9 protein-coding genes and 1 tRNA gene are annotated in these 12184 nt (G+C 65.0%); 6 read left to right on the forward strand and 4 right to left on the reverse strand.

All coding sequences use genetic code 11. The features are described 5' to 3' along the window. Positions 1-24: 24 nt before the first annotated feature. A complete protein-coding gene (locus ACYPYD_RS27555; protein WP_459666962.1) occupies positions 25-1419 on the forward strand; it encodes a hypothetical protein in 1395 nt (464 codons plus the stop codon). Positions 1420-1510: 91 nt separating this feature from the next. Beyond that, positions 1511-2560, forward strand: coding sequence for an adenosine deaminase (gene add / locus ACYPYD_RS27560; protein WP_459666964.1), 1050 nt, complete (start codon positions 1511-1513; stop codon positions 2558-2560). A 16-nt stretch (positions 2561-2576) separates the two neighbouring features. On the opposite strand, the gene ACYPYD_RS27565 is transcribed toward add, so the two are convergent. Together ACYPYD_RS27565 and ACYPYD_RS27570 are read right to left on the reverse strand one after the other, a co-directional pair. Continuing rightward, complete coding sequence (locus ACYPYD_RS27565) at positions 2577-3512, reverse strand: AEC family transporter (protein ID WP_459666966.1); 936 nt, start codon at positions 3510-3512, stop codon at positions 2577-2579. A gap of 192 nt (positions 3513-3704) precedes the next feature. Continuing rightward, the gene (locus ACYPYD_RS27570; protein ID WP_036522995.1) at positions 3705-4172 is read right to left on the reverse strand and encodes an Hsp20 family protein; all 468 of its coding nucleotides are present in this window, start codon (positions 4170-4172) and stop codon (positions 3705-3707) included. 165 nt (positions 4173-4337) lie between these two features. Between ACYPYD_RS27570 and grxC the strand changes: the two genes are divergently transcribed. From grxC to ACYPYD_RS27590, 4 genes are all read left to right on the forward strand, one after another. Beyond that, a complete protein-coding gene (gene grxC / locus ACYPYD_RS27575; RefSeq protein WP_036523411.1) occupies positions 4338-4601 on the forward strand; it encodes a glutaredoxin 3 in 264 nt (87 codons plus the stop codon). Positions 4602-4605: 4 nt separating this feature from the next. Continuing rightward, complete coding sequence (locus ACYPYD_RS27580) at positions 4606-5433, forward strand: carbon-nitrogen hydrolase family protein (RefSeq protein WP_008830290.1); 828 nt, start codon at positions 4606-4608, stop codon at positions 5431-5433. 8 nt (positions 5434-5441) lie between these two features. After that, entirely contained in the window at positions 5442-5939 is a 498-nt protein-coding gene (locus ACYPYD_RS27585; protein WP_008830291.1) for a DUF1178 family protein, read from the forward strand. A gap of 39 nt (positions 5940-5978) precedes the next feature. Next, positions 5979-6055: transfer RNA gene (locus ACYPYD_RS27590), tRNA-Arg, on the forward strand. A gap of 85 nt (positions 6056-6140) precedes the next feature. Here the strand turns inward: ACYPYD_RS27590 and ACYPYD_RS27595 are convergent. After that, positions 6141-9506, reverse strand: a complete 3366-nt coding sequence (locus ACYPYD_RS27595; RefSeq protein WP_459666968.1) for an amidohydrolase family protein — start codon at positions 9504-9506, stop codon at positions 6141-6143. 19 nt (positions 9507-9525) lie between these two features. Further along, the gene (locus tag ACYPYD_RS27600) at positions 9526-11757 is read right to left on the reverse strand and encodes a TonB-dependent siderophore receptor (protein WP_459666970.1); all 2232 of its coding nucleotides are present in this window, start codon (positions 11755-11757) and stop codon (positions 9526-9528) included. Positions 11758-12184 lie beyond the last annotated feature (427 nt).

Raw genomic sequence — 12184 nt, forward strand, 5'->3', positions numbered from 1 at the left:
CGCAATGCCGATGCGGAGCCCCGGATGTCCACGATCGTCCTCGAATTCAACGAGTTGTCGCCAAGGCTGCTCGACCGCTTCATAGCCGAGGGGCATCTGCCGAACTTCCGGCGCCTGCGCGACAGCGCGCTGGTCGCCGTCACCGATGCGGAGGAGGAAGCGCCGTATCTCGAGCCGTGGATCCAGTGGGTCACGGTTCACACAGGGCTTTCCTACGCAGAGCATCGCTGTTTCCAGCTCAATGACGGCGCCGCGCTGGATGCGCCGCGCATCTGGGATCTGGTGAGCCGCAGCGGACGCAGCAACTGGATCTGCGGCAGTATGAATGCGGCGTCGCAGCCGGGCTTCCGGGGGCATTTCCTGCCCGATCCTTGGGCGACGGAGCCGATCGCCCAGCCGCCCGGCCATTTCGACGCCTACACAGGGCTGGTTCGCAGCTATGTGCGTGAACACAGCGCCAGACCGGATGTATCCGGGGCGGACTTTGCGCGTTTCGGCCGTTTCATGCTCGCACATGGGCTTTCCGCAAGGTCGGTGCTGGCCGCGATTCGCCAATTGGCGGGGGAGCGAAGTGGTAACGTCAAATGGCGACGGGCGATGATACTGGACCGGCTGCAGTGGGACCTGTTCCGCTCGATCCACCGCAGCGCCCGCCCCCATTTCTCCACGTTCTTCCTGAACAGCACCGCGCATTTCCAGCATTTCCACTGGCGCGAGTTCGAGCCTGCGCTGTTCAGCATCCAGTCGTCGGCGCAGGATCTGGAGACATATGGGGGGAGCGTGCTCGACGGCTATCGCAACATGGACTGGATGGTCGGGCAGGCGCTGGCCATGACCAGGGAAGACGACAATCTCGTGCTCGTCACCGCGCTGGGGCAGCAGCCCATGTTGTCCCACGAAGAAGACGGCGGCAGGCAGATATTCCGGCACCGGGATATCGATCGACTGCTCGCGTTCGGCGGGGTCGCGGCAGAGTGGACTTATGCCCCGGTAATGTCGCAACAGTTCCTGCTCCACTTTGAGAGCGATGCGTCGGCCCAAGCGGCGGCGACACGGATCGAGGCGCTGCGCCTGTCCGACGGCAGGCAGCCGATGTGGGCGCGGCGGCAAGGCGCGATGCTGGATGCGGGTTGCATGATCGAGCAGGCTCCGGGTGAGGACGTGATGGTGACGTCATCCGCCACCAACGAAGTGCTGCGCTTCTCCGACCTGTTCTATCCGCTCGAGGCGCTGCGCAGCGGCAAGCATCATCCGGACGGGGCGTTCTGGATCAGGGGGCCGGGCATCCGCGCGGAGCGTCTTGCCCAGCGCGTTTCGCTGCGCTGCGTGGCACCCACGCTCGCCGATCTGGCAGAGGTCGGAGGGCGTTTTTCGGCGCCTTCGCTGCTCACACCCGCGCGGATGGAGGTGGCCGCCTGAGCGCTTTTTGCAATGCAGCAATTTCCGCTTCCGCGTTCGCCGTCGCCGTTATAGCCTGCAGGATCGCGCGAAAATGGAGGCTTGGGGTAGCATGGGGAACGGTTCGATCGTCGAGTTCATCGCAGGTCTTCCCAAGGCGGAACTGCACGTCCACCTGGAGGGAACGCTGGAGGCGGAACTCAAGTTCAGGCTGGCGGAGCGCAACGAAGTGGACCTGCCTTACGCCGATGTCGATGCGATGCGGGCCAGCTACGTCTACCATGACCTGCCCAGCTTTCTGGCGATCTTCTACGAGGGCAGCTTCGTCCTGCACCGCGAGGAGGACTTTCGCGATCTGGTCTATGCCTATCTGGAAAAGGTCGCAGGGCAGAACGTCGTCTATGCGGAGATGTTCTTCGATCCGCAGCAGCACACCGATCGCGGCATCCCGTTCTCGGTGATGATCGAAGGCCTGACGCGCGGTCGCATCGAGGCGGAGCGTGATTTCGGTATCCGGTCGCAACTGATCATGTGCTTCGTGCGGGAACGCAGTGCGGAAAGCGCGATGGCCGTGTTCGAGATGGCTCTGCCGTACAAGCACCTGATCGTCGGGCTGGGGCTCGACTCCGATGAGAAGGACAACCCGCCCGAAAAGTTCGCCGAGATATTCCGGCGCGGCCGTGAAGAGGGCTTCCGGCTGACGATGCACTGCGATGTCGATCAGAAGAATACCCACGAGCATATCCGGCAGGCCATCGAAGAGATCGGTGTCGAACGGATCGACCATGGCGCCAACCTGCTCGACCGGCCCGAACTGATCGCCATGGCCGGGGAGCGCGGACTGTTCTTCACCGTGTGTCCGTACGCCAACGAGATGATGCGCCCCGGAGAGCGGCAGTCGATCGCGCGGGGGATGCTGGACCGGGGTTTGCGGCTGACGCTCAACTCGGATGATCCGGCCTACATGGAAGGCAAGTACATCAACGAGAACATGCTGATGGTGCATGAACTTGCCGGTTTCGAACGGGAAGACCTGCTGACCGTGACGCGCAACGCCTTCGATGCCGCGTGGATCGACGAAGACCTGCGGCGCGAACTGCACGGCAAGCTCGATGCTTATGCGCTTGCCGCCAGCGGCTCGGGCGCCGTCTCCAGCGCCTGAGTTCAGCGGTTCCGGATCAGCCGATCATCGTCAGGTAGGCCGAAACCGTCACGATCGACAGCACGGTGGAAATCAGGATCACGCGCGCGGTGACGCCGGCTTCACGGCCATAGAACTCCGCGAGCATGAAAGGGCCGGTTCCGGTCGGCAGCATCGCGAGGAGCACGGCGGCATGGCGCGCGGGCGGGTCAAGCGGGAACAGCGTGACGGCCAGCACCCAGGCCAGCAACGGGTGGACCGCCAGCTTGAGCGTCACCAGCATCGCCGTCAGCGTACCGGCTCCCTTTGCCGCCTGACGCTTTTCTCCGAGGAAAAGGCCAAGGCCGACCAGCGCCGCCGGAGAGGCCGCGCCGCCCAGCAGTTTCAGGAAAACCTCGACAGGCTGAGGCACGGCCATGCCGGTGGTGGGAAAGAAGCAGGCCACGATGGGTGCCACGATGAGTGGGTTGGTCGCCAGCGACTTGCCGACTTTGGCAGCGACGCGCAGCGGATGGCTGCCGACATGGAGGCGGATTTCTATCAGCACGATGGCGCCTGCGAACAGGACGCAGGCGACGACGATCGTGGAGATCAGCGTGAGCGTGTTGCTCCATGCGCCAAGTGCGGCGAGGAGCAAGGGAAAGCCGAGGAAGCCGGTGTTCGGATAGCTCGCGGCGAGCCCCAGCACGGGGCCATCGGCCTCGAAGCCGGAATGCCGGGCGTGTGCGGCAACCGTCAACGCGAAGATCGCCATGGTGCTGAGGGTGAACACGGCCAGGAAATGGGGCTGCCACAATTCGTGCCAGCTGGATTTCGCGACGATATCGAACAGCAGCGCGGGCAGGGCGAGGTACACGACGAAGCGATTGAGTTCGCTGGTGGCCTGCGGTCCCATGACGCCGATCCGCCTTGCCAGCCAGCCGGCGAAGATCAGCGAGAAAACGGGCAGCACGATCCCGAGGATCGCGGTCATGAGCACAAGGTCCGCAGCATGACTGCAGGCGCTACTGTCGAGAAGCACGCTATGCGAGGATTAATCCGGCACCGTGCATGCGTTCTGCGCAACATCGTATGCAAAAGGGCGGCCCGGACAACCGGACCGCCCATAGCGCCGTACTCGGCACTCACGCAAAGGGACGGGAAACGCGAGCGCCGTTGCGGGCGGTTACGCCGCTGCGGTGGTATCCTCGCCGGTTTCCACGACGGTCAGCTTGCTGCCTCCGACCACGACCTTCTTCGGCTTCATCGCCTCGGGAACCTCGCGCACGAGGTCGATGACGAGCAGGCCGTCGGCAAGGTCTGCGCTATCGACACGCACGTAGTCGGCGAGTTCGAAGCGGCGTTCGAAACCGCGCTGGGCGATGCCGACGTGCAGCATTTCGCCATCGGTGGTCTCATCGGGCTTGTGGCCCTTCACGACCAGCAGGTTCGCCTGCGCGGTGATGTCGATGTCGGCCGGCTTGAATCCCGCCACCGCCAGGGTGATGCGGTAGGCATCCTGGCCGCGCCGTTCGATGTTGAAGGGGGGGTACTTGTCGCCCGAATTCGCGCGCGCCTGGTTCTCGATCATGTCGAACAGGCGGTCGAAGCCGACCATGGTGCGGCGATAGGGCGAAAAATCGATGCGGTTCATGACAAAAATCCTCCAATGAGCAATCTTCGTGTGGATGAGGCCCGCGATGCGGCGCCTCGTTCTGTGAGCCATCCCCTTGGCGGGCCATGACTCGCATTCCTAGATATGCTAGCCGCCCGACCTTTCAAGGCCTGACCCTCAATGAGCATCTGAATGGAGTTTGGCATGAGCCAGCCGAAGATTGAAATCTACACCAAGTGGGGCTGCCCCTACTGCGTCGCCGCCAAGTCGCTGCTCGACAAGAAGGGCGTCGCCTACGAGGAATACGACCTGACCATGGGCGGCCCGAAGCGCACCGAAATGCTGGAGCGCGTGCCCGGCGCCACCACGGTCCCGCAGATCCTGATCGACGACAAGCCCTTCGGCGGCTTCGACGACATCAATGCGCTCGACCGCGAGGGCAAGCTCGATCCGGTACTGGGGCTCTGACCGGATGACCCGCGCGGCGCTGTTCCAGATGACGACGGGCATCGACCCGCAGGCCAATGCGGCGGCGATCGTCGATGCCGTCGCTGCGGCACGTGCGGGCGGGGCGGCCATGCTGTTCACGCCCGAGATGTCCGGCCTGCTGGACAGGAAGCGCGAGCGTGCGCGCGAGGCGATCCGGAGCGAGGCGGACGATCCCGTTCTTGCGGCGGTGCGCGATGCGGCGCGGCGGGAAGGGATATGGGTGCATATCGGATCGCTCGCCATCGCGCGTGAAGACGGCAAGTGGGCCAACCGGGCTTTCGTGATCGACGACGCGGGGGAAATCCGCGCGCGCTACGACAAGATGCACATGTTCGACGTCGATCTTTCGACCGGCGAAAGCTGGCGCGAATCGAACGCTTACGTGGCCGGTGATGAGGTGGTCACGGTGGAAACGCCGCTCGGGCGTCTGGGGCTGGCCATTTGCTATGACGTGCGCTTCCCGGCCCTGTTCGAAGCACTGGGCCGTGCCCGCTGCGACGTGATCGCCATTCCCGCTGCCTTCACGGTGCCGACGGGCAAGGCACACTGGCACCTCATGCAGCGTGCCCGCGCGGTCGAGGCCAGTGCTTACGTGCTCTCGGCCGCGCAATGCGGGCGGCATGACGATGGCCGCGAAACCTACGGCCATTCACTGGCGATCGACCCCTGGGGCGAGGTCCTGCTCGACATGGGCGGTGCGGATGACGGTGGCACCTCAGGCGTGGGTTTCGTCGATCTCGACGCGGCGCGCATCGCCGAAGTGCGCGGTCAGCTTCCAAGCCTTGCCAACCGTCGCACCATCGCCAAATAGCTGGTGTCATGATCGTTTTCGACCTGGAATGCCGCGAGGCACAGCATCGATTCGAGGGCTGGTTCAAGTCCTCGGACGACTATGCGCGTCAGCAGGAACGTGGCCTGGTGGCGTGTCCGCATTGCGGTTCGGGCGAGGTGGCGAAGGCGGTTCAGGCGCCGCGTCTCGCGCGTAAGGGTAACCAGTTGCCGCAAGTCGCGCCGAGTCCTGCTCCGGCGCGCGCCAAGGCGCCGCCGCCGAGTGCGCCCGTCGCCAATGCTCCACTGCCGCCGCAGGCCGCCGAACTGATGCAGGCTCTGGCGACGATGCAGGCCGAGGCGCTGAAATCCTCGCGCTATGTCGGGGAGAGCTTCGCCAAGGATGCACGGGCCATGCATTACGGCGAGCGTGAGGTCGAGACCATCCACGGGCAGGCCAGCCCCGCCGAGGCGAAGGAACTGATCGAGGAAGGAATCGGCCTCATGCCGCTGCCGTTCCCGGTTGTCCCGCCCGAGCAGGCGAACTGATTGCCAAGCTGCCATGCAGCCGCTAGGACGCCTCGGCACGCGCCCGTAGCTCAGCAGGATAGAGCATCAGATTCCTAATCTGGGGGCCACAGGTTCGAATCCTGTCGGGCGCACCATTTTCAAAGAAAATGCCGGCCCTGAGTCCAAAAGTTGGTTCGAACTGTGTCCGAACGGGCGCACCATTTCACGATCGCATGAACATCAGGGTCGCGGCTTGCTGAACCAGAACGGAGGCATCGCGCGTTTGCGTGGCCAGATTTCGTCGAGCGTATCGCTCTCGTAGAGGCGTCCGTTCTTCATGACCTGCCGGATCGACAGCGTGTTCGCGATGCCATCCAGCGGGTTGCGGTCCAGAATGACGAGGTCGGCATATTTGCCCGGCTCGAGGCTGCCGAAGTCGGCGTCCCGTCCGATCGCGCGGGCACCGTCGATCGTCGCGGCGCGCAGCACTTCCAGCGGCGTCATCCCGCCCATGGCATAAGCCTGCATTTCCCAGTGAGTGCCGAGGCCCGGGACTTCGCCATGCGCGCCGAGGCCGAGCAGGCCGCCCATGTGCGTAAAGCGGGAGGCGCTCTTCGCCACATCGGGGAACACGTACTCGGCCGGATCGCGCCACTCGCGCTGCCAGAATTTCTGGTCGCGGAACCAGTCCGGGGCGAACCCGGCATACTTCGCATCGCCGTGCGGAGCGTCGCGCGCGATGAAATAGTTCTGCCCCGGAACGCCGCCATGGGTGATCTGCAAGGTCAGCGTATAGCTCGTGCCGCTGCGGGCGAGGAGTTGCAGCACATCGTCATGCAGCGTGGCGGGAGGGATGCTGTGCTCATTGCCTGAAAAGCCGTCGATGATGTGGGTGATGTCCAGCTTGCGGGACAGCGCTCCCTCGGTCGTGGGATTGAGGCCCAGTTCCCGCGCGGCCTCGACCACCCATTGCCGGGTGCGGCGGTTGCCGGTGCGGTACTGCTTGATGTTGCCGAGGCGGTAATTGTCCCGATAGCGTGACAGGACCGCCTTGACTTCGGCCTTCGAGCGGAAGTCGTTAAAGGAAAAGACGGCCGGTCCCGTCGTCATGATGCGCGAGCCGATCATCTGGCCGCTGTCGACCAGGTCCTCGTAAGCGAGCATGTCGATGCTGAGCGAGGAGGGATCGAAGGCCAGCGTCACGCCGTAGGCGAGGTTCGCCGCCGGTCCCCAGTTGTGCATGTCGAGTACGTCGCGGCGGATGTCGGCGACGTGGTCGTGGATGTCGATGAAGCCGGGGACGATCGTTGCCCCTGCCAACTCACGGATCGCGGCATCGGCGGGCACGGGAAAGCTGCCTCGGGGGCCGATGGCGCGGATGTGATCGTCCACGATCAGGATATCGGCGTCAGGGATGACCTCGTCGCCCTTCATGGTGATCGCCCGGGCACCGCGCAGCAGCAGGGTGCCTTGCGGCGTATCGCGCGGAACGGTGACGACGAGCGGCCGTGCCGAACCGCCGACGTCCGCCGCGCCGGGCGGCGTGCCCGCATCATCGAGCCTGACGCCGGAGAGAGCGCGGCGGTGCAGGGTCGATCCCACAGACCACCATATCGTCCGGCCGTCCTGCGACCATCCGAAGAAGTCGGCGCCGACGTCGGTGATGCGGCGGTGCCTCACGGCGGGCGCGGTGAGGTTCACCGTCTCGCCGGCCTTTTCAGGCATGGCGACGAGATGCAGTTGCTGTGCGATATGGGCGAGCGCCCAGCGCCCGTCGGGGCTGATCCTCAGGTCGTCGGCGGATGCGAGACCTTGCGCGAAATACCAGTTCGGCCCAGCAGCTTGTACGGCAAGGTGGTCGCTAGCAGGCCCCCGCCACTTCACGGCATGGACGCCGTCGCCCTCGTTCAGGTAGACTGTGTCCGGCAGCGGCCCGAAATGCGGCGTGCCGCCGATCCGGCCGCTCAGTACGACCTGCTCGCCGTCGCTGTCGCCGTCGTCATCCCCACCTCTGCCCAGCCGCACGAGGTCGGCGCTGCGCAACTGGCCGAATTCGACATAGCTGTTCAGCCGGTCCGCCTGAGGCGATCTGATGACGAGGACCGACGCGCCGTCAGGCGTGAACACGGGGTGGGTGTAGAACGCGGAGCCATCGGTCAGGCGCCGGGCAGGCCCGCCGTCCAGCGGCTTCTCCCACACGAAGCCGCCGTCCTTCGCCGTCCAGGTGACATAGAGCAACCGCTTACCGTCGGGCGACCAGCTGGGATGGAACTGCGGCGTCTCGTCGGCGTCGATGCGCTGCGGGCGTGCGCTGCCCTCGACCGGGGCTGTGTAGACATGGCCTAGCGCGGAGAAGGCGACCGTCCTTCCATCGGGCGAGAGAGCGGGCGTCTGCACCAGCCGCGCGCGGACAGGGCCGGTCTCCTGCCGGATCGGACGGCGGGTGAGGGGGGCGAGGTCCATATCGATGCGAGCGGTGAAGGGAATGGCCGTCGCCGTGCCGCTGGCGATATCGATGCGGCTGATACCACCGCCAAGGCTCATGACGATCGCCTTGTCGTCGGGCGTGAAGGCGAAGTGGGGGATGATGTCGCTCCAGGCCGATGCCTGAAGTTCGTCGTGATCGATCCGGATCAGTTCGCGGTCCATGCCGCTGCCGAGATCGCGAACGTGGAGGAACGTCCTCCCCACCCGGCGCATGCCGTAGGCCAGCGTGCGTCCGTCATGCGAGAGGACGGGGCGAAAGGCGCTCGACTGGACGGGGCCGAGCCGAATGTCGCCGATTGCCTTGACGATCGTATCGTCGATGCCGGTCGCGAGGTCGCGGCGGGCGATCTGCCATTCGGCAAGGGTGTCGAAGTCCGGCGATCCCTTGAGCCTGGCGTAATAGAGCGACCGGCCGTCCGCGCTCGGCATGAGTCCGAGGCTGTTGATCTTGTCCTCTGTCTGGCCAGCATCCGGCCAGTTCGGCAGCGCCGCGGTGCCGAACCTGTCGCTGCCGTCTGTGGCGAAACGCCAGCCTTCGTAGGCATTGCGGTCCGGCCAGAAGCGGCTGACCCAGGCCGTCTTCCCGTCGCTGGACCAGACGGGGGATACGAATATCGGATCGTCGTCGTAGAAGCTGAGCTGCCGGGCATCACCGCCATCGGCATCCATGACCCACAGGTTCTCGGCTCCCGATCGATCCGAGAGGAACAGGATGCGGCTGCCGTCGGGCGAGAAGGCGGGCTGGCTGTCATAGGCCATGCCCCGGCTGATCGGCCTAGCCTCTCCGCCCTTGGCGTCCATGACGTAGATGTCGCCAAGCATGTCCAGCACGATGGTCCGCCCGTCCGGAGACAGGTCGATCGAGGCGGCCGTCAGTTCGCTCGTGTCGAAGCGGATCTTGCGGGCGGGCGTGAGCGGCAGCGTTTGTCCGGCCTTGGCCGGGGGGCGCGGCAGGGTTCCGGAGGGACCTTCGGCTGCTGCCCCGCCTGTGGGTGACAACAGGGGCAGCGGTGGCTCGCCGAGTTCCTGCGGACCATGCGCCTGCAGCGGTGTAGTTCCCGTGGCCAGAGCCAGCAGGACGGCATGCGCGATCAGCCGTCGTACCGATATGTCGCGCATGCAGTTCCCGTCATTCAGGTCAGAAGGTCTTGGTAACCGTGCCGATGACCTGACGTCCAGCCCCATAAGTACAGCCCGCCGGGCCCGAGCAGCGCGCGACGTAGAGCTTGTTGAAGATATTCGATCCGTTGACCGCGATGCGCCAGCCCGGAATATCGTAATGGACGATCGCATCGAACAGCGTGGACGCCTCTCCGTAGTAGACCACGGGATTGAACGGGCCGGGCAGGCTGCCCGCGCTGTCGCTGGTGTATCGCCCGCCGAAGCCGAAGCCCAGACCGCCTAGAGAGCCCTTCTGGATGGTATAGTCCACGAACAGCGACAACTTGTGCTTGGGGGTCACGGGCAGCGGCGCGCCGATTTCTGCAGCAACGTTGCTCTTTTTGACCTCGCTGTCGTTGTAGCTGTAGGCGCCGTTGATCGAGAGCTGGTCGCGCAGGCGGGCGACGAATTCCAGTTCCGCGCCCTTGACCTCGACTTCGCCGGACTGCGTGCCGAAGACCGGGGACACCGACGGTGCCGTCGCCACCACGTTGGTCTGGTTGATCTTGAACACCGCCGCCGTCACCAGCAGCTTGATGCCTTCGCCAAGGCCGCGCGCGTCGTACTTGACGCCGCCTTCCCACTGCTTGCCCGCGCTCGGCTTGTACGGGGCCAGGGTGACGCCGTCGGTGCCGACGACCGGCTCGAACGAGGTCGCGTAGCTGACGTAAGGCGCGAAGCCGCTGTCGGTGACGTAGTTGGCGCCCGCGCGCCAGGTGAACTTCTTCTGCCTCTGTTTGGTGAGCGGGGTATCGACGTCCGCTGCGGCGAAGGGCGTCATGTAGCTCATGCGGACCCAGTCGTACCGGCCGCTGACCGTCAGGTACAGGTTGCCGATCGCGGCATGGTCCTGAAGATAGATGCCGGTTTGCTTGCGCCACTGCGTGTTGAAGCGCGTCGCATAGCCGGGGCGAAGCTGCGCGTCTGTGTAGGTGGTGTAGACCGGGTCGAACAGGTCCACCGTGCCGATCCCGTAATTGAAGGTATAGGCGGAATCGTTGAAGGTGCGGCGATAGTCGACTCCGGCGATCAGGTTGTGCTCGATCGGACCGGTTCCCAGCGTCGCGTCGAACCGGTTGTCGGTGGCGAAGCTGGTGACGTGTTCCTTGTAGGTGAAGTTCGACTGCAGGACCGTGCGATAATCGTCTGGAATACCGTCGAAATTGTTGTCGATCAGACCGCCGCTGCCGTAGATCTGGGTGGGCGTATCTTCGTTATAGCGGCTCCACTTGGTGTTGGAATGGAAGCTGACGCTGCCGAAGTCGTGACTGAAATCCCAGCCCGCGCCCCATTGCCTGCGCTTGTAGAGGTTGTTCGGATCGCCGACGTTGGCGCGGCGCGAAATCTTGCCCAGCGGATTGTCGAGCAGGGTGCCGTAGACCGGCATGAAGCCGTTGGTGTCGCCGCGCACAGTGTCGTACTGATAGTAGCCGAGCAGGGTCAGCTTCGTGTCCGGACCCAGCTTGAGCGTCGCGGTCGGCGCGGCGAGCAGGCGCTCGGCGTGGACGAGGTCGCGTTCGGCATCGCGATTGCGATAGAGGGCGGTGAAGCGCACGTCGAGCATGTCGCTGACCGGCCCGGTCATGGTTCCGGCGATCTGCTTGTAGTCGTCGGTGCCGTACTTCACGCCGATCTCGCCGCCGAATTCGCTGCTGGCGCGCCGGCTGGTCTCGTTGGTAAGGCCACCCGGCGGCGACGAGCCGTAGAGCACCGAAGCAGGCCCCTTGAGCACGTCGAGCGACTGGAAGGCGTAGAGATCGACGCCCACGCTGGAGATCGAGGTGGAGTTCGGCGTCGCCAGCCCGTCCATGTATTCCTTGGGCGTGAAACCGCGCACGGTCAGGAAGTCGAAGCGCAAATCGGGGCCGTAGCTCTCGCCGAAGACGCCTGCGGTATAGCGCACGGCCTGCTGGGCATCGACGAAGTTGAGCAGGTCGATCTGGTCGCGGGTGATGACGGACACCGACTGCGGCGTCTCGATCAGCGGGATGTTCGCCTTGGAGGCCGTGTTGGTGCCTTCCGGCACATAGTGCGGCGCGGTGACGATGATGGCGTTCTCGCCGTCGATCGTCGTGCGGCTGGTGTCGAGGGTGGCCTCGGCGGTCGCGTCCTGCGCGAAGGCGGTGGTCGGCAGCAGCGTCAGCGCGGCGCCGCATAGCAAGGCTTTCCGGACGGCGCTGCGCTCGGCGTGGCTGGAAACGAACCTCATATCTTTATCCCCCTCTGGATATGCCTGCCGCACCGCCCTGGCTCGGTACGCACCAGCCAGCCCGTCGCTTTGGCGTTCGGGCGGCATGGTGTTGCGCTCAAATCATCGCACGCATCATAAAATGACTCTTAGCGAAATCCCGCTGCGTTTAGACGGTCGGATGAGAAAGTTCCGCGACTGCGACACAATTGCAACAGCGATCGTTGCGCGCGCAATCCCGCTGTGTGACGTGTACGGGTGGCGATTATGGGCGCGGCGTCCGTGATCGATCACCTCGATCCCAGTATCCGGACTTTTCAGCGCAAGACTTCGGCCGCCATGCCGACGGGGGGAATGCCGCGCCGTCGCCGAAAAGGTACGTGGTCCGCGCAAAAGCGCGGGCCCAGGTGATCGCGCGTCAAGCACCGGGCCGGGGGGGGGGGGGGGG

The organism is Novosphingobium sp. 11B, assembly GCF_054589055.1.